This is a genomic window from Pseudomonas sp. PK-RTE-24 (assembly GCF_054052265.1).
Window position 1 is genome coordinate 3841186 of sequence record NZ_CM133224.1, and the last position, 17538, is coordinate 3858723.

Annotated in this window: 19 protein-coding genes; 9 read left to right on the top strand and 10 right to left on the bottom strand. The window is 60.7% G+C overall.

Translation table 11 applies throughout. The annotated features are described in order from the left end of the window. Positions 1-34: 34 nt before the first annotated feature. On the bottom strand, positions 35-1843 hold the full coding sequence (locus ACV8MC_RS17380) for a monovalent cation:proton antiporter-2 (CPA2) family protein (protein ID WP_095182026.1): 1809 nt from the start codon (positions 1841-1843) through the stop codon (positions 35-37). 250 nt (positions 1844-2093) lie between these two features. On the opposite strand from ACV8MC_RS17380, the gene ACV8MC_RS17385 reads away from it, so the two are divergent. Continuing rightward, on the top strand, positions 2094-3008 hold the full coding sequence (locus ACV8MC_RS17385; protein WP_016775221.1) for a LysR family transcriptional regulator: 915 nt from the start codon (positions 2094-2096) through the stop codon (positions 3006-3008). On the opposite strand, the gene ACV8MC_RS17390 is transcribed toward ACV8MC_RS17385, so the two are convergent. Together ACV8MC_RS17390 and tcuC are read right to left on the bottom strand one after the other, a co-directional pair. Further along, entirely contained in the window at positions 2998-3768 is a 771-nt protein-coding gene (locus tag ACV8MC_RS17390; RefSeq protein ID WP_122612173.1) for a substrate-binding domain-containing protein, read from the bottom strand. The genes ACV8MC_RS17385 and ACV8MC_RS17390 overlap by 11 nt on opposite strands. A gap of 12 nt (positions 3769-3780) precedes the next feature. Beyond that, positions 3781-5073 carry an MFS transporter gene (tcuC, locus tag ACV8MC_RS17395; RefSeq protein ID WP_016775219.1) on the bottom strand — a complete coding sequence of 431 codons (1293 nt, stop codon included), beginning with the start codon at positions 5071-5073 and terminating at the stop codon, positions 3781-3783. 890 nt (positions 5074-5963) lie between these two features. Here tcuC and ACV8MC_RS17400 point away from each other — a divergent pair. After that, positions 5964-6272, top strand: a complete 309-nt coding sequence (locus ACV8MC_RS17400; protein WP_056789015.1) for an RcnB family protein — start codon at positions 5964-5966, stop codon at positions 6270-6272. A 21-nt stretch (positions 6273-6293) separates the two neighbouring features. Here ACV8MC_RS17400 and ACV8MC_RS17405 read toward each other — a convergent pair whose 3' ends face one another. Both ACV8MC_RS17405 and ACV8MC_RS17410 read right to left on the bottom strand, forming a co-directional pair. Beyond that, entirely contained in the window at positions 6294-6605 is a 312-nt protein-coding gene (locus ACV8MC_RS17405) for a protealysin inhibitor emfourin (RefSeq protein WP_041477010.1), read from the bottom strand. 14 nt (positions 6606-6619) lie between these two features. Continuing rightward, a complete protein-coding gene (locus ACV8MC_RS17410; RefSeq protein ID WP_457262754.1) occupies positions 6620-7666 on the bottom strand; it encodes a M4 family metallopeptidase in 1047 nt (348 codons plus the stop codon). A 131-nt stretch (positions 7667-7797) separates the two neighbouring features. On the opposite strand from ACV8MC_RS17410, the gene ACV8MC_RS17415 reads away from it, so the two are divergent. Continuing rightward, positions 7798-8136, top strand: coding sequence for an FKBP-type peptidyl-prolyl cis-trans isomerase (locus ACV8MC_RS17415; RefSeq protein WP_041477007.1), 339 nt, complete (start codon positions 7798-7800; stop codon positions 8134-8136). Positions 8137-8270: 134 nt separating this feature from the next. Here the strand turns inward: ACV8MC_RS17415 and ACV8MC_RS17420 are convergent, their stop codons facing one another. The 3 genes from ACV8MC_RS17420 to ftrA all read right to left on the bottom strand — a co-directional run bounded on the left by ACV8MC_RS17420 (position 8271) and on the right by ftrA (position 10087). Continuing rightward, complete coding sequence (locus tag ACV8MC_RS17420) at positions 8271-8579, bottom strand: helix-turn-helix domain-containing protein (protein WP_016775213.1); 309 nt, start codon at positions 8577-8579, stop codon at positions 8271-8273. A gap of 3 nt (positions 8580-8582) precedes the next feature. After that, positions 8583-8906, bottom strand: coding sequence for a type II toxin-antitoxin system RelE/ParE family toxin (locus ACV8MC_RS17425; protein ID WP_457262757.1), 324 nt, complete (start codon positions 8904-8906; stop codon positions 8583-8585). 191 nt (positions 8907-9097) lie between these two features. Next, positions 9098-10087, bottom strand: a complete 990-nt coding sequence (gene ftrA, locus ACV8MC_RS17430; protein WP_457262758.1) for a transcriptional regulator FtrA — start codon at positions 10085-10087, stop codon at positions 9098-9100. 101 nt (positions 10088-10188) lie between these two features. Here ftrA and ACV8MC_RS17435 point away from each other — a divergent pair, with 101 nt between their 5' ends. The 4 genes from ACV8MC_RS17435 (at position 10189) to ACV8MC_RS17450 (ending at position 13940) form a co-directional block, all read left to right on the top strand. Then, the gene (locus ACV8MC_RS17435) at positions 10189-10617 is read left to right on the top strand and encodes a rhodanese-like domain-containing protein (RefSeq protein ID WP_041477005.1); all 429 of its coding nucleotides are present in this window, start codon (positions 10189-10191) and stop codon (positions 10615-10617) included. 333 nt (positions 10618-10950) lie between these two features. After that, positions 10951-11730 carry an ABC transporter substrate-binding protein gene (locus ACV8MC_RS17440; RefSeq protein WP_353187571.1) on the top strand — a complete coding sequence of 260 codons (780 nt, stop codon included), beginning with the start codon at positions 10951-10953 and terminating at the stop codon, positions 11728-11730. Positions 11731-11929: 199 nt separating this feature from the next. Then, positions 11930-13042, top strand: a complete 1113-nt coding sequence (locus ACV8MC_RS17445; protein WP_457262761.1) for a succinylglutamate desuccinylase/aspartoacylase family protein — start codon at positions 11930-11932, stop codon at positions 13040-13042. A 181-nt stretch (positions 13043-13223) separates the two neighbouring features. Then, positions 13224-13940, top strand: a complete 717-nt coding sequence (locus tag ACV8MC_RS17450) for an alpha/beta hydrolase (RefSeq protein WP_353187573.1) — start codon at positions 13224-13226, stop codon at positions 13938-13940. Here ACV8MC_RS17450 and ACV8MC_RS17455 read toward each other — a convergent pair. Together ACV8MC_RS17455 and ACV8MC_RS17460 are read right to left on the bottom strand one after the other, a co-directional pair. Further along, positions 13930-14487 (bottom strand): DcrB/PsbP domain-containing protein, encoded by a 558-nt coding sequence (locus ACV8MC_RS17455; RefSeq protein WP_041476999.1) that lies wholly within the window; start codon positions 14485-14487, stop codon positions 13930-13932. The genes ACV8MC_RS17450 and ACV8MC_RS17455 overlap by 11 nt on opposite strands. An 84-nt stretch (positions 14488-14571) precedes the next feature. Continuing rightward, positions 14572-15345 (bottom strand): hypothetical protein, encoded by a 774-nt coding sequence (locus ACV8MC_RS17460; RefSeq protein ID WP_252876534.1) that lies wholly within the window; start codon positions 15343-15345, stop codon positions 14572-14574. A gap of 146 nt (positions 15346-15491) precedes the next feature. On the opposite strand from ACV8MC_RS17460, the gene ACV8MC_RS17465 reads away from it, so the two are divergent. Both ACV8MC_RS17465 and ACV8MC_RS17470 read left to right on the top strand, forming a co-directional pair. Continuing rightward, positions 15492-16028: a chalcone isomerase family protein gene (locus ACV8MC_RS17465; protein WP_095182013.1), complete on the top strand. Its 537-nt coding sequence runs from the start codon at positions 15492-15494 to the stop codon at positions 16026-16028. Between the two features lie 79 nt (positions 16029-16107). Beyond that, complete coding sequence (locus tag ACV8MC_RS17470; RefSeq protein WP_252876533.1) at positions 16108-17427, top strand: Nramp family divalent metal transporter; 1320 nt, start codon at positions 16108-16110, stop codon at positions 17425-17427. The last annotated feature ends 111 nt before the right edge of the window (positions 17428-17538 follow it).

A 17538-nucleotide genomic window follows, 5' to 3' on the forward strand; every position in this document is an offset into this window, starting at 1 on the left:
CTCGCTCCCACAGTTGGTTCTGGGCAAGGCACGATCAGGATTTTCGGGCTTCCTCTTCGAGCTGATCCGATTCAAACAATTTGGCCAGTTCCGCCCGGGCTTCCTGGGCGGTCTGCAGGACTTTGGCGGCGTCGTCGTAGACGGCGTGTTGCGCCTCCAGCACCTGTTCGTCGTGATGCTTGAAACGCTTGATCCGCGCATCGGCCTGGGCTTGCGTCAGACCGAGGCCGACCAGCGTGCGCCGGCTCATTTCCAGGCTCGAATAATAGGTCTCACGAATCGCTTCCGCGCCGACATCCACCAGGCGATGCACGTGCTGACGATTACGCGCGCGGGCGATGATTTTCATGTGCGGATATAGCTTGTGCACCACTTCGGCAGTCTTGATGTTGGTCTCCGGATCGTCCGTGGCGATGACGAAATATTCCGCCTCGCCGACCTTCGCCGCGTGAAGGATTTCCGGGCGCATCGGGTCGCCGTAGAACACCGGTACGCCGCCGAAGCTGCGTGACAGTTCGATGGTTTCCACCGAGGTGTCCAGCGCAACGAACTTGATGTTCTGCGCGCGCAGAATCCGCGCCACGATCTGCCCCATCCGGCCCATGCCGGCAATCACCACGCGCGGCGCTTCGGTGTCGATTTCGCGGAATTTCTCCGGCACTTCCACCGGCTGCACTTTCGGGCTGACCAGACGCGCGCAGATCAACAGCAACAACGGCGTCAGCGCCATCGACAGAGTGATGGTCAGCACCAGCAGGTCGTACAGACGCGGCTCGAACAGGCCCTGATCGCGACCGATCTTGAACACCACGAACGCAAACTCACCGCCGGCGGCAAGGACGATGCCGAGGCGGATTGCGCTGATTTTGTTCAATCCTCCTGCCAAGCGCCCAACCACGAACAGCAGCGGCAATTTCAGACCGATCAGCAACAAGGTCAGGCCCAATACGGTGATCGGCGCGCTCAACAACAGGCTGAGATTGGCGCCCATGCCGACGCTGATGAAAAACAGCCCGAGCAGCAGGCCCTTGAACGGTTCGATCTGCGCTTCCAGCTCATGCCGGTATTCCGAATCCGCCAGCAGCAGTCCAGCGAGAAACGCACCCAGCGCCATCGACACACCGACCAGATCCATCAGCCACGCCGTGCCGATCACCACCAGCAACGCGGTGGCGGTGGACACTTCCGGCAGCCCGGTTTTTGCCACCACGCGGAACACCGGACGCAGCAGATACCGTCCGCCGATCACCACCACGGCAATGCCGCCGAGCACCTGCAAGCTGTGACGAATATCGTCGGCGGTGCTGGTGTGATGATCGACGCCGGCGAGCATCGGCACCAGGGCGATCAATGGAATCGCCGCGATGTCCTGGAACAGCAGAATCGCAAACGCCAGCCGCCCATGGGGGCTGGTCAGTTCCTTGCGTTCGGCAAGGCTTTGCAAGCCAAAGGCAGTGGAGGACAGCGCCAGACCGAGGCCCAGCACAATCGCGCTGTTCAGCGGCTGGCCGAACACCGCCAGTGCCAGCACGCCGATCACCGACGCGGTCAGCAGCACCTGCGCCAGACCGACGCCGAACACCGATTTGCGCATCACCCACAAGCGCCGCGGCGACAATTCGAGGCCGATGATGAACAGCAGCAACACCACGCCCAGCTCGGAAATATGCGCAACGCTTTGCGGGTTGCCGATCAGACCGAGCACCGACGGGCCGATGATCACCCCGGCAAACAGATAACCGAGCACCGCGCCCAGTTGCAGACGTTTGGCCAAAGGCACGGTGAGCACGGCCGCGAACAGAAACACGACGGCGGCTTGCAACAGATTGCCTTCATGGGGCATTGGAACGACTCCTGACTACGGCTACGGCGAGGGTGACAAGGATAAGGGTTACGCGGTCTCCAGACCATTCGAGAACCAACGTGGGAGCGAGCCTGCTCGCGAATGCGCCGGGTCAGCCACCTATCCATTGACTGATGCCCCGCGTTCGCGAGCGGGCTCGCTCCCACAAGGGCAGCTTCCATCAGGTCTGTAATAATTTGCATCAACTGGTTACATTTATAACCCCTGCGCATCAATTTCCGGAAACGCCATGGCCATCAACTTCGACCTAAACGACCTGCAAGCCTTTCGCGCGGTGGTCGAGCAGGGCAGTTTTCGCAAGGCTGCCGACACCGTGCGCCTGTCACAACCGGCGCTGAGCCGGCGCATTGAAAAGCTCGAAGATGCCCTCGGCGTGAAACTGTTCGAGCGCACCACGCGCAAGGTCAGCCTGACCCAGGCCGGGCGCGGCTTCATGCCCAGCGTCGAGCGCTTGCTGGATGATCTCGACATTGCCTTGCTCGGCATCAGCGAAGTCGCCTCGACCCGTCTGGGCCATGTCACCGTCGCCTGCGTGCCCTCGGCGGCCTACTACTTCATGCCCCGCGTGGTCGCGCGCTATCACCAGCAGTTTCCGCGGATCAAGGTCAAAGTCCTCGATTCCAGCGCTCACGATGTGTTGAGTGCGGTGGTCAATGGCGAGGCGGATTTCGGTTTGAGTTTTCTCGGCACGCAGGATGCCAAAGTCGAGTTCGAACCGCTTGTGCAGGAGTGCTACGTTGTCGCCTGTCGTCGCGATCATCCGCTGGCCGGGCGCAGCAGCGTCAGTTGGGACGAGTTCTATCAGCAGGATTACATCGCGCTGGACAAGACCTCGGGTAATCGCTTTCTGCTCGATCAGGCCTTGGGCGGGGTGGTGCCGCAGCGTCAGAGCATCTGCGAGACGCGGCATGTGACGACGATGATCGGTCTGGTAGAGGCGGGTCTGGGCGTGGCAGCGGTGCCGTTGATGGCGATGCCCGGGCCGGATCATCCGATCCTGACGCGGGTGCCGCTGATTGAGCCGCAAGTGATGCGCAGTGTCGGCATCATCAAGCGCCGGGATCGCACGTTGACCCCGGCGGCACTGGAGCTGGAGCGGCTGGTCGTGGAGATGCGCGTCCAGCCGCCAACGATCAACGCTTGACCGAATCCAGCCCGGTGGCCTGTACGTCAGCCTGAGCGGCCGGTGCAGCGAGGTAGGCGAGCAGGGCTTTGGCCTCTTCCGGATGCTCGGCCTTGACCGGAATCCCAGCGGCGAAACGCGTCACCGACTGAACCGATTCCGGAATCTTCGCGACGAAGCTTACGCCCGGCACCGGCAGCAATTCGCTGACCTGCTGGAAGCCCAACTGATAGTCGCCAGTGGCAACCACCGAGCCGACCGGGATCCTGGCAATCATCTTCGCTTTCGGTTTCAACTGATCTTCGATGCCGAGTTTCTTGAACAGCTGCTGCTCGATGTACACGCCGCTGGCGCTGTCGGAGTAGGCCACCGACTGCGCGTCGAGCAGGGTTTTCTTCAGGCCATCGACGCTGCTGATGTCCGGTTTCGCCGCGCCTTCACGCACTACCATGCCGATCCGCGAATCCGCCAGTTCAACGCGGGAGGCCGGGTCGACCTTGCCTTGTTTGATCAGCTCATCGAGGGCGTAACCGACCATGATCACCACGTCGGCGTGCTCACCGCGCGCCAGACGATTGGGGATCGCTTCCGGCGCCTTGCCCATCGATGGGCCGAGGCTGGTGGTCAGCGTGTTGCCCGTTGCGGCGGCGAATTTCGGCCCGAGGATCTTGTAGGCGGCAGTGAAACCACCGGAGGTCATCACGCTGAGTTCTTCGGCCTGGGCCGCGAAGTTGAACGCGAGACCGGCGAGCAGGGCGGTGACAGTAAAGAGTTTTTTCATGGCGAGTATTCCTCAGGCCGCGACAGGTTGCAGACGACCACCGGCACGGCGGTACAAGTAAAGAGTGGCGCACAGAGCGCACAGGGCACCGATGCTCATCCAGTAGCCTGGCGCGGCTTTGTCGCCGGTGTACTGGATCAGGAAGGTCGACATCGCCGGGGTGAAACCGCCAAAGATCGCCGTGGCCAGGCTGTAAGCCAGGGAGAAACCGGCGACGCGCACTTCAACCGGCATGATTTCGGTCAGCGCCGGAATCATCGCGCCGTTGTACAGGCCGTAAATGAAGGACAACCACAGCAGCGACAGCAGCATGTTGGTGAAGCTCGGCGCCTGCACCAGGAACGACAGCGCCGGATAAGTCGTGGCCAGTGCCAGCAGGGCCATGCCGATCAGCACTGGGCGACGGCCGATACGGTCGGACAACGCACCACCAATCGGCAGCCAGAAGAAGTTCGACACGCCCACCAGCAGCGTTACCAGCAACGCGTCGGATGTGCTCAGGTGCAGCACGGTCTTACCGAAGGTCGGTGCGTACACGGTGATCAGGTAGAACGCGGTGGTGGTCAGCGCGACCATCAACATTCCGCCGAGTACCACGCCCCAGTTCTGGCCGAGGGTGCGGAACACTTCGCGCATGCTTGGACGGTGTTTGCGTGCGGCGAACTCTTCGGTTTCCGCCAGGTTGCGGCGCAGGAAGAAGATGAACGGGACGATCATGCAGCCGACGAAAAACGGAATGCGCCAGCCCCAGGCGGCCACGGCTTGCGGCTCCATCCACTGATTCAGACCGTAGCCCAGCGCGGCCGCGACGATGATCGCCACTTGCTGACTGGCCGACTGCCAAGCGGTGAAAAAGCCTTTGCGGCCCGGCGTAGCGATTTCGGACAGATACACCGAGACACCGCCCAATTCCGCACCGGCCGAGAAGCCTTGCAGCAGCCGCCCGATCAACACCAGCGCCGGGGCGAACAGGCCAATGGTTTCGTATCCGGGCACCAGCACAATCAATATCGTGCCGCTGGCCATGATCGACAGGGTGACGATCAGACCTTTGCGCCGGCCGACGTCATCGATGTATGCGCCGAGCACGATGGCGCCCAGCGGCCGCATCAGGAAACCGGCGCCGAATACCGCGAACGTCATCATCAGGGAGGCGAACTCGCTGCTCGCCGGGAAGAACACCGCCGCGATCTGCGTGGCGTAGAAGCCGAACAGAAAGAAGTCGAACTGTTCGAGGAAGTTGCCCGAGGTCACCCGGAAGATGGCACCGGCCCGCGAGCCGTTGGTTGGGATTGAGGCTGTCATTGAAAAGTACTCCACCGCTTTTATGACGTGCGCTACGGAGAGGCGGCGCACGGTTTTTATTGAGGTGGATGGTGGCGCAGATGTAACAATCTGTTAATTGCATTGTTGGCATGGATTGATGCGTGGGGCGGATCAATGGCTTCAGTGCCTGGCGCATTTGTGGGAGCAAGCCTGCGTCGCGTCGCGCGATGATTTGTTCTGGCTGACCGGGTACATATCCGTTGCTGCGGTCATGGCCGCTTAGGGTTTCGCCCTTACGGCGACTCACTTTTTTTTCAAACGCCTAAAAAAAGTAAGCAAAAAAACGCTTGCTCCTGCGTTCGGCCCTCGCAGGCTCGGGTTCCTTCGCTGCGGGATCGATCCGGGCGCAGCGGCTACGGTTTGCTTCGCTGCACCTCCTTCCGCTGTGTCTGGCTGCGCCAGACGGTCGCTGCGCTCCCACCCCCGGATCAATCCCTCCACTCAGCCTTCCGACGTCGCCGGTGGATCAAAAGCAGGATCAAAAGCACTCGAGCTTGCGCTCATTGTTGAGTGGGGCGGCTTCGCCGCGGGCAGCTGCGCTGCTTTGCTTTTCTGTTGGGGGCGAGCCTGATCGCGACGACGGCCTGCAGGTGAACCCGTTTCCATCGAATTCACGCGATCCAACTGTAGGAGCTGCCGAAGGCTGCGATCTTTTGATCTTGCTTTGCTTTGCTTGGTTTTGTAGGAGAGGACCGGAGCTCTGGACAATAATTGCGCTGTAATACCAATCCCTGTGGGAGCTGGCTTGCCAGCGATGGCGGTCTGATGGACAAAGCCTTCTAACGGCCGCATCCGGCAAAAAAACAAGGAATGTTTCCCGCGCCACGCAGTCGGAGTTCAGGTACTACCCATCTGAAAGAGGTTCACCGATGAACAGCAAAACCCTAATCGCCAGCCTGGCCCTTGTTGCCGGTATTGCCGGGATCACGCCCGTTGTTCAAGCGGCGCAAACCTCCAGCGAACCCGCCGTGCAATCGCCGACCAGCGATCGCCAACTGAAGGTCAACGACCGCGCACCGGAAATGTACCAGCGCGAAGACAAGGCGCTGAAGAACTGGAAAGCCAAAGGTCTGAAAGCACCGATCGAGCAGGCGCAGTGGGTGCAGATCAATGACAAGTACGTGATGGTGATGATCACCAATGGCACGATTGTCGAGATGCATCCCGTCGAGAAATAGCCTGAACATCGGGGGGAGCGTTTACAGAAGCTCCCCCTTGTCCCAAAGCTGCACCAGCTCCCCAGGCGCCCGATCCTCTGGCACCTTCAACACCATTTCCCCTGACGGGTAGCGCACCTCAATCTGGTAGAAGCGCTGATCCCCACGGCCGGATTCGCTGCTGTCGAGTGGCAGGCAACCCTCAAGCACCGAGCATATTCTCGAACGCTGACTGATGTCGCATTGCGCGAATTCGATTTCCCGTGGGCGGCTCAGGCTGTGAATCGCTGCAACGCCACCCTGGCGAGATACGCGCAAAACGGAATCTTTATCCAGCTCGGGTAGCGTTTTCATACGGTCTCCTCGGATTATTCGATACCGACCTGTGCCCAGGCTTGCTGCACCGTGTCGGCTGCTTCGGCGCTGAAGCGCTGGCCAGCGTGGTCGATCGTCAGTTTCGCGAACGCATCGAACGTTGCCTCCTTGCTCAAGCGATTGTCGCACAGCGTGTCGTACCAGATGCGTCCGGCCTTTTCCCAGGCGAAGCCACCAAACGCTCGCGCTGCCAGGTAAAACGCGCGGTTGGGAATGCCGGAGTTGATGTGTACGCCGCCATTGTCTTCGCTGGTGATGACGAACTTGCGCATGTGATCCGGTTGCGGATCCTTGCCCAGCATCGGGTCGTCGTATGCCGTGCCGGGGTGCGACATCGAGCGCAGGCCCTTGCCTTGGATCTGTGGCATCAGCAGGTCGGCACCGATCAGCCAGTCTGCCTGCTCGGCGGTTTGGCCGAGGATGTATTGCTTGATCAACACGCCGAATACATCCGAGAGCGACTCGTTCAGCGCGCCGGACTGGTTGGCATAAATCAGCCCGGCTTCGCTTTCGGTGACGCCGTGGGCCAGTTCATGGCCGATGACGTCGAGCGAGCGGGTGAAGCGCTGGAAGATCTCGCCATCGCCGTCACCGAAAACCATCTGCGCGCCATTCCAGAACGCGTTTTCGTAGGCTTGCCCGTAATGCACGCTGCCGATCAGCGCGAATCCCTGATTGTCGATCGAGTCGCGACCAAGCACCTTCCAAAAGAAATCATAGCTGGCGCCCAGCGCATCGTAAGCCTCATCGACCGCCGGATCCCCGGACGCCGGCTGGCCCTCGAGGCGCACCGGCATGCCCGGCAGGAGCATTTTGTTCTGCGCATCATGCACACTGCGCCGCGCCACGCCCGGCTTGCTCGCCTCCGGCAGAATCGCCCGCGCCGGCGCCTGCGAAGGGCGTCCGGGGTTGGGCAGTAGACTGCGTACATGATTGAGCGTCTGCATCGCGGCGTTGCGCTGCGGCTCGGAACCGTGGGCAATGATGCGGTTGAGGATGTAGGGCGGGATGAAACTGCGCAGCAATCGAGAGTCGGTCATCTAAGCATCCTTGTCGTCATTCGATGTCGATACACATGTGAGCGGCTAGGCGTGTTTTCGGTTCCATGGATTGCCATCGCCGCCGGATTCTGCGAAAAACGCCGCCTGCGAACATCTCAAGAGCCAACGACATGACAGACGAACTGCAAATCATCGACCTGCAACCGGGCGACGGCAAAGCCGCGGTGAAAGGCGCGCTGATCACCACCCAATACACCGGCTGGCTGGAAGACGGCACTGAATTCGATTCGTCCTGGAGCCGGGGCAAACCGTTTCAGTGCGTGATCGGCACTGGCCGCGTGATCAAAGGCTGGGATCAGGGCCTGATGGGCATGCAAGTCGGCGGCAAGCGCAAATTGCTGGTACCGGCGCATCTGGGGTACGGCGAGCGGACCATGGGCAAGATCCCGCCGAATTCGAATCTGGTGTTTGAGATTGAGTTGCTGGAGGTTTTGACGCGGGAGGATTGAAGGGGAGGAATCATCCAGCGGAACTCCTGTGCAGCTGGATGATGTCGATGGTTAGCTGCGAAGTTGCATGCTATTCAACTCCCTCGATTTCAAAACTCGGAATGCAGGGTGGACATTGCCACGCAGAGCCAGTGTCAGGCCCATTGCAACGGGCCTGACGGAAAGCAAATGTCCACCTCCAGCCTTGCAGCAGCTGACAGGTTGACCAATGCATCGAGCGAGAATTTGTCGATTTTCCCGTTGAGTACATCATTGAGGCGTGGCTGCGAGATTCCCAATCTCTGTGCCGCGTCCTTTTGAGGGAGCTCCCACGCTCGAATGGTCTCGCAAAGCGAACGCATGAGCTTGGCTCGCAGACGCATGTTGGCAGCTTCCTGAGGCGTGTCCTCCAATGCATCCCATACACTGGAAAATCGTTGGGATGAGTCTTGATGTTCCTTCATGGCTTAACCTATTTCCTGATATCTGGCCCGGGCCAGTTCGATGTCTCTAATTTCCGTTTTACGTGTGGTTTTGTGCATGGCGTGAAGCACATAGATTGCTTCAGGTCGATTGACTACATAAAACACGCGAAACGCCCCTGAGTCCTCGGTGATCCTGATTTCGTTAACACCGCGTCCTACGGTTTTCACAGGGCGCCAATCGAGTGGGGCATCACCCTGTTGCAACAGATCCAGCTCAAACCCCGCCGCTCTTCGGGCATCAACCGGGAACGCTTTGAGATCTTTCAACGCGCTTCCCACGAACACCACATCCTTGTGTTTCGGCATCGGCTTGTCCTGTGTCAAAAGGAAAAGCGTAATAGCTGAACGTAAGCGGCGACGGTGAGTTTTATTGCAAGAAATGCCAGTGCCCGTTTGATTTTCAGGTTATATCAGAATCAATATAAAGCAAGCCGCATTTTCCGTTTCACAATTTTCACCGCGAGCGTTTCTGCCGGCCTCGCCGTCAACGTCAGCGCTTAAAACGCTGCGGGATGGAGCGAAAGCTTGTTGCTTCGCCCAAACCGCTCCCGATAAACCGACGGCGGTACGCCCACCACGCTGCGGAACGCCACACGAAAACTTTCCACCGAGCGATAGCCGCAGCGCTGGGCGATCTGCTCGGTGTGTTGATGGGTGCTCTCAAGCAGCTCCCGCGCTCGCGCCAGGCGTTCATGTTGCAGCCAGGCTTTCGGCGATTGCCCGCTGGCTTCGGTGAAGCGCCGCAGAAACGTGCGCTCGCTCATTGCCGCTTCGCTGGCCAGATCGCGGACTTCCAGTGGTTCGTGCAGGCGTTCGCGGGCCCATTGCATGACGCGCGACAGGTCGCTGCGGGGCGTCGGGCTGACCGGGGTGGGGATGAACTGGGCCTGGCCGCCGGTGCGTTGTGGCGACATGACCAGGCGCCGCGCGACGGCGTTGGCGACCTGCGTGCCGAAGTCACGTGTCACCAGATGCAGGCAGGCGTCGATGCCGGCGGCGCTGCCGGCGGAGGTGATCAGTTGACCGGCGTCGACGTAGAGCACGTCCGGATCGACCTCGATCGCCGGGAAGCGTTGCGCCAGTTCACCGGTGTAGCGCCAGTGTGTGGTGGCGCGGTGGCCGTCGAGCAGGCCGCTGGCTGCAAGGACGAACACCCCGGAGCAGATCGACAGCAACCGCGCGCCTCGGTCATGCGCCCGACGCAATGCGTCGATCAGCGCTGACGGTACCGGGGCGTTGCGGTCGCGCCAGCCCGGAATGACGATGGTGCGCGCTGCGGCGAGCAATTCCAGGCCACCATCGGCCAGCACCTGAATGCCACCCATGGCGCGCATCGGGCCTGGATCGACTGCGGCAATCGCATGCTCGTACCAAGGGAAATCGAACTCTGGTCGGGCCAGGCCGAAGATCTCCACGGCAATGCCGAACTCGAATGTGCAGAGGCCATCGTAGGCCAGAATGGCAACCAGATTGGGCTGAGTGAGCATTTGGCGGAAAACTCCCGGTCGGTGTCTTGCGCGCCACTGTAGCGGCAAGCGCCGTCTCGATAAAGTCTGTTCATCCCCCACAGACAAAGGAGCAACACAACATGACCAGCCTGGTTCGCGAAATCCCCGCCGCACCTTCGGCGATTGCCCTGATGCATTTCAGCAATCGTCTGACCTTCGAAACCGATTGTTCCGACGTGTTCAGTAGCCAAGAGGCCGGGGAGGTCGACTTCGTTCTGGTGGATGTGCGCGGCCCATTGGCGTTTGAGCGCGGCCATGTGCCCGGCGCGATCAATATCCCGACACGCTTGCTCACGGCGGAGCGCTTGGCCGATTACCCGAAACACACTTTGTTCGTAGTCTATTGCGCCGGGCCGCATTGCAATGGGGCGAACAAGGCTGCGGTGAAGCTGGCGGCGTTGGGTTATCCGGTGAAAGAGATGATCGGCGGCGTCACCGGATGGCTCGATGAAGGTTTCGAACTGAGCGCGGCGTCAGTCGCCAATACACCTGTCGCCTGCGAATGCTGACGTTTCTGTAGGAGCTGCCGAAGGCTGCGATCCTCTGATCTTGATCTCAAAAAAACAAGATCAAAAGATCGCAGCCTCCGCGAGCTCTACGGGAGGATCGGCGTTTCTTGCTCTGAAAACAGTCTTGTCCTACATCCTTCGCACCAACACGGCGCACGCGTTTACTCTCGTCAAAGTGATCGCCGATGTTCTGTAAGTATTTGTCGCTTAAAAACAATTGCCTCCGTGCGCGCCGCCATAGACTGCCGGCCACTTCGGTTTTTGCCGTTAGAACGCCATGACCGAACGCTGACTCGAAAGCTGCCAATAAAAGCCTCCGCACGGGAGTAATAAATGAAAAAGCTAGTGATGTTCGGTGCCCTGGCACTGTCGATGTTGTCCCTGACCGCTGTGGCCAAAGACGACGAGCCGTTCCGCATCGGTATCGAAGCCGGGTACCCGCCATTCTCGATGAAAACCCCTGACGGCAAACTCACTGGTTTTGACGTGGACATCGGTGACGCACTGTGCGCGCAGATGAAAGTCAAATGCACGTGGGTCGAGCAAGAGTTCGATGGCCTGATCCCGGCACTCAAAGTGAAAAAAATCGACGCGATCCTGTCGTCGATGACCATCACTGACGATCGCAAGAAGAACGTCGACTTCACCATCAAGTACTACCACACCCCGGCACGCTTCGTGATGAAGGAAGGCTCGGGCGTCAAAGACCCGCTGACCGAACTCAAGGGCAAGAAAGTCGGCGTGCTGCGTGCCAGTACCCATGACCGCTACGCGACCGAAGTGCTGGTTCCGGCCGGGATCGAACTGGTGCGCTACGGCTCGCAGCAGGAAGCCAACCTCGACATGGTTTCCGGGCGTATCGACGCGATGCTGGCTGACTCGGTCAACCTCAGCGACGGTTTCCTGAAAACCGATGCCGGTAAAGGTTTCGAATTCGTCGGTCCGACCTACGAAGACGCCAAGTACTTCGGCGGCGGCGCTGGCATTGCCGTGCGCAAGGGCGATACCGCACTGGCTGAGCAGTTCAACAAAGCCATCACCGAAATCCGCGCCAATGGCGAGTACAAGAAAGTCCAGGACAAGTACTTCGACTTTGACGTGTACGGCCATTAATACGCCGTGAAAAAAAGTGGCCCCGTTTGCGCGGTGGCCACTTTTTTTATGCTTTTTTATTGATGGAAATTCTCTGTGGGAGCGAGCCTGCTCGCGAATGCGGTCTGACATTCGACATCGTCATCGTCTGACCTGACGCATTCGCGAGCAGGCTCGCTCCCACAGGGTTTTACGTAACCCAGCTATTCAGGAGTTTTTCATGCAACGCATCGACCACGTTCTGCCCTGGAGCCATTTGGGCAGCGAGCGCTCCCTCAGCGTTTTTCGCTACGGCGCTGGCAGCCGCAAGGTGTATATCCAGGCCAGCCTGCACGCCGATGAACTGCCGGGCATGCGCACCGCATGGGAACTCAAGCTGCGCCTGAACGAACTGGAACGGCAGGGCCGTTTGCAGGGCGTTATCGAGCTGGTGCCGGTTGCCAATCCGATCGGCCTGGATCAGCATCTGCAAGGCAATCACATGGGCCGCTTCGAAATGGGCAGCGGCAAGAATTTCAACCGCGCATTCGTCGAACTCAGCGCCCCGGTCGCTGCGCTGGTGGGCGAGCGTCTGGGCGCGGATGCCGAGGCCAACGTCGCGCTGATTCGCCAGGCCATGGCTCAGGTCTTCGAAGAATTGCCGGCGCCGGCCTCGCAACTGGAGGCCTTGCACCGCTTGTTGCTGCGCCACGCCTGCGACGCCGACATCACCCTTGATCTGCATTGCGACTTCGACGCTGCGATTCACCTCTATGCGCTGCCGCAACACTGGCCGCAGTGGCAATCGCTGGCGGCGCGGCTGAAGGCGGGCGTGGCATTGCTCTGCGAGGACTCCGGTGGCAGCTCGTTCGATGAGTCCTGCTCGACGCCATGGTTGCGTCTGGCCAAAGCATTCCCGAACGCGGCGATTCCGGCGGCGAATCTGGCGACCACGCTGGAGCTGGGCAGCATGGGCGACACCCGCGTCGATCAGGCTCAGGCCAATTGCGAAGCGATTCTGGGCTTTCTCGCCGAGCAGGGTTTCATCAGCGGCGAATGGCCGGCGGCGCCGAGCGAATGTTGTGAAGGTCTGCCGTTTGAAGGCACCGAATACCTGTTCGCCCCGCACCACGGCGTGGTCAGTTTCTTGCGCAATGCCGGCGAGTGGGTAGAGCAGGGCGATGCGCTGTTCGAGGTTGTTGACCCGTTGCAGGATCGCGTGACCACCGTGCGCACCGGCACCAGCGGGGTGCTGTTCGCGATTGATCGCGGGCGTTATACCGAGCCGGGGATCTGGCAGGCGAAAGTGGCGGGGCGGGTGCCGTTTCGTACCGGCAAGCTGACCAACGACTGACAGGTTGCGGTAAATGTGCGGGCCTCTTCGCGAGCAGGCTCGCTCCCACAAGGGAAAGCATTTCAACGGTGGGAGTGAGCCTGCTCGCGAAAGGGCCATCAGCCACTCCACAAAATTTGGATCCTCAGCCGAGAATGTTAGGCTCCCCCGCGAACCCGACACTCTGTGAAGGAACGCTGCAATGCTCAAATTGTTCGCCCTGCTGACCCTGCTCGCATCCACCGCCGTCCACGCGCAAACCACCCTGCAATCCGATCTGCCACTCAAGTACCTCGAACAGGTCCACGCCGACGCTGAACCACGTCCGCTGGTGATTTTCCTGCACGGTTACGGCAGTAACGAGGCCGATCTGATCGGTATGAAATTTCAGCTGCCGGCGCAGTACAACTACCTTTCCGTGCGCGCGCCGATGACGTTGGGTGAAGGACGTTACCAGTGGTTTCGCAAGAAGGGCGAAGGCGCCTACAACGGCGAGACCGATGATCTGAAGGTCAGCAGCCAGAAGCTGCGCGACTTTATCGCCCAGGCGGCGAAGAAATATCACGCCGCGCCGGACAAGGTGTACCTGATCGGCTTCAGCCAGGGCGCGATGATGAGCTACGAAGTGGGCCTGCGCGCGCCGGCGGTCGTGGGCGGGTTTGCCGCGTTGAGCGGGCGCTTGTTGCCGGTGCTCAAAGCCGAACTCAAGCCTGGGCAAGCGCCGCTGCCGCTGAGCATTTTTATCGGCCACGGCACCGCTGATGATCCGGTGCCTTACCGTCACGGCACCGAGGCCAACGCGCTATTGCAGAAACTCGATTACCAGCCCGAGTTTCACGCTTATCCGGGCGTCGGCCACAGCATCAGTGCGGCCGAGTTGCGCGATCTGAATGGCTGGTTGCAGCGGCTCAATCCTTGACGATGGCTTTGATCAAGGCATCGTGAGCTTTCTTGTCGCTGGCGCGGGAAATCACCTGCACCAGCGCCATCTTCGTCCCCGAGCCGGCCAGCAGCGTGGTGTTCAGCGTCTGGCCACCGCCCTGAGTGGCGGTGCTGTCAACCTGACGCAGCCCCAGGCCGGTGCCTTTCTGGGTCAGGCTTTTTTCGCTGAGCTTGTTGAAGTCCGGCAGGGCCTTGCGCTGATCGTCGATGAAACTCGACACGCTGCCGTCGAGAAACTCACCGTCGTTGTCCTTGACGTTCTGCCCTGCGGGGATCTGGTTTTCGGCGGCGATGACCACGGTCTTGGTGGCCTGGTTGGTGTACATCGTGCCCTTGGCCCCGCTCGGGCTGGCGGGCAGCGGGTCGGCGACAAAGCCTTTGGGCAGGACAAAGGCAAACTTGCCGTCGAGCAGCGAGACCTTCTCGGTTTTGACTTTTTCCTTGGCGGCGTGCGCGTTGATCGCGGCGAAACCAGCGATGGCCGCCAGCATCAGGACGACGGCTTTTTTGCTCAACAATGACATGTGAATCTCCGGTGAATGGTCGCGCGAGGCGGGCGATCATCCCACGGAGCGTGCCGGGCGTTCCAGCGCGATTCGTCCGGGGGGTTATTGCGCTTGCGCCTTGGCCACTGGCCGCGCCAGCAGACGCCGGGTCACCCCGAGCATCGCCACCGACACTGCCACTCCCACTGCGAAGCCGCTGAGGCCCATGGTCGGCAGCGTCAAGGCCGACACCAGGCAGAACGCCGAGAACGAATACATGCCGGTTGCCGTTGCGCGCAATAACGCAGCGGTAAACGCCGGGCCGCGGGTTTGTTGCGAGAACACTGCCATGACGCTGCCGAGCACCGGGAACACCGCGAGCAGGCCGCTCCAGCGTTCGCCGACGGTGCTGGCGAGCATCGTCACCACCAGCGTCAGCGCCGCACCGGCGATCATCCGCCAGATCAGTTTGTCCGACTTCGGTGCTGGCCCGTTCAACACCGGCTCCACCTCGGGGAACAGATAAGGCGAAGCGAGCAGTGCCACCGCTGCCGCAATCACCGAGAACGGCAAGGACGCCGGGATCACCGACAAGACCGCCGCCAGCGCGGCCCAAACCGCCAGTGAAATGTTCAACGCCCACGGCCAGTTCGCCCGCTGCGCCACCTGCGCATAGGTGATGCAGAAAGCGATCATCGCGAACATTGCCGACAGCGCCGCGACCGCCGATTGCGCGGCAAACTGCGGCCCTTGTTCGATCGCCAGAAAGAACAGAATCGGCCCGACCACTACCGGCAATCCTGACAGCCACCCGGCCACGCTCGGCCCCCAACGTTTGCCCGCCAGGGAAATCAGCAGGAGAAAACCGGGAATCAGCAGCAGTTTGAGGATCAGCACGCGGGTGTCTCCGTCGGGTCAGGATGAGCCACGTTAGCACTGCCGATTAAAGATTGCTGCCTATGTTCGCAATTTTTGTATACAAAAATTCAGGCGCGAATCCGGCTATGCTTTGATCATCAGAATGCAGCGGAGACGATACGGCGATGAACAGAACACCCAAGCTCGTTCGTGGCTGTTGTGGCATCGGTTTATGGGCACTGTTGCTGACGCCGACGTGGGCCAATTGGCAGGACGCAGTGCCAGGGGCGCAAATCATCGGCAGTGGCGATTTCAGCGTGTTCGGCTTCGATGTTTACAGCGCGCGCTTGTGGAGTGCCGCGCGGCCTCTGGCGGACGGCCAGCCGTTTGCCCTGGAGCTGATCTACCGGCGCAACATCTCGCGAGACGATCTGGTCAGCACCAGCGTCGATGAGATCAAACGCCTTGCCGGTCCCCGGGTCACTTCAGCGCAATTGGCCGGCTGGCAGACGCAGATGCAGCAATCGTTTGTCGACGTTCAGGCCGGCACGCGGATTACCGGCGTGTATCTGCCGGGGCAGGGCGCGCGGTTTTTTGTCGGCCAGAAGCTCCAGCATGAGATTGAGGATCCACAGTTTGCCAAGGCGTTTTTCGATATCTGGCTGGATCCGCGAACACGCAGTCCCGAGTTGCGCGAGCAGTTGTTGGGGGTGAACCCATAGGTTCAGTGATCTTTGCGCTTCAAGGCACCAAGCGAAACGACTAAGCTGCCGGGCTCCCGTTTTGTTTCTGGATGTGTGCGTGAAATTCAGTCTGCCCAAAATCGCCACCGCGCCGTTTTGCCCGCCGGAAGTGGCCGGCAGTGTTGCGGTCGATCCGACTGCCTCGTTCTTCAAACGTGTGCTGCGTTTCGCCGGTCCCGGTTTGCTGGTGTCGATCGGCTACATGGATCCGGGCAACTGGGCGACCGCGATCGAGGCCGGTTCGCGTTTTGGCTACAGCCTGTTGTTCGTGGTGTTGCTGGCGAGTCTGGCCGGCATGGTCGTGCAATGTCTGTGCTCGCGGCTGGGCATCGCCACCGGGCGCGATCTGGCGCAGTTGTCCCGCGAGCGCTACAGCACCCCGACAGCGCGCCTGCAATGGATACTGGCGGAGATCTCGATCATCGCCACCGACCTCGCCGAAGTGCTTGGCTGCGCTCTCGCGTTTCACTTGCTGCTCGGTTGCTCGCTGACCTTCGGCATCGCCCTGACAGCGTTCGACACGTTGCTGGTGCTGGCCTTGCAGAACCGGGGTTTCCGCCGTCTCGAAGCAATCATGCTGGTGCTGGTCGCGACCATCGGCGTGTGTTTTTTCGTTGAGCTGTTGCTGATCAAACCCTACTGGCCAGACGTCGCGCTGGGCTTCAAACCTTCGCTGGCGGCCATCGGCGATGCCGCGCCGCTGTATCTGGCCATTGGCATCCTCGGCGCCACAGTAATGCCGCATAACCTTTACTTGCACACCTCGATCGTGCAGACGCGGATGATCGGCAAGGATCTGGCGAGCAAGCAGGACGCGGTGAAACTGGCACGTATCGACACCATCGGTTCGCTGGCCCTGGCGCTGCTGGTCAACGCGGCGATCCTGATTCTCGCGGCGGCGGCGTTTCACCAGTCCGGACACACCGATGTGGTCGACATTCAGGACGCCTATCACCTGCTCGACCCGCTGGTTGGCGGTGCGCTGGCCAGTGTGCTGTTCGGCGTGGCGCTGCTCGCGTCGGGGCAAAGTTCGACCTTCACCGGGACCATCGCCGGGCAGGTCATCATGGAGGGCTATCTGAACCTGCGCATCCCGTGCTGGCAGCGGCGTTTGATCACCCGCGGGCTGGCGCTGATTCCGGCGTTCATCGGCGTCTGGCTGCTCGGCGATGGCGCTATCGGCAAGCTGCTGGTGTTGAGCCAGGTCGTGCTCAGCCTGCAACTGCCGTTTGCCTTGTACCCGCTGATTCGCATGACCAACGACCGGCAGTTGATGGGGCCGTTCGTCAATCGCTGGCCCACGCGGGTGCTGGCCTGGGGGCTGTTTGTGTTGATCAGCGGGGCGAACAGTTGGTTGATATTGCAGTGGGCGGCTTGATCACTGAGTTGAGGTGACTGGCAGGGCCTCTTCGCGAGCAGGCTCGCTCCCACAGGTTTTCGCGGGCGGCCACAATTCAGCTGGCCAGCCGACGAGGGGTCATCCATCAAC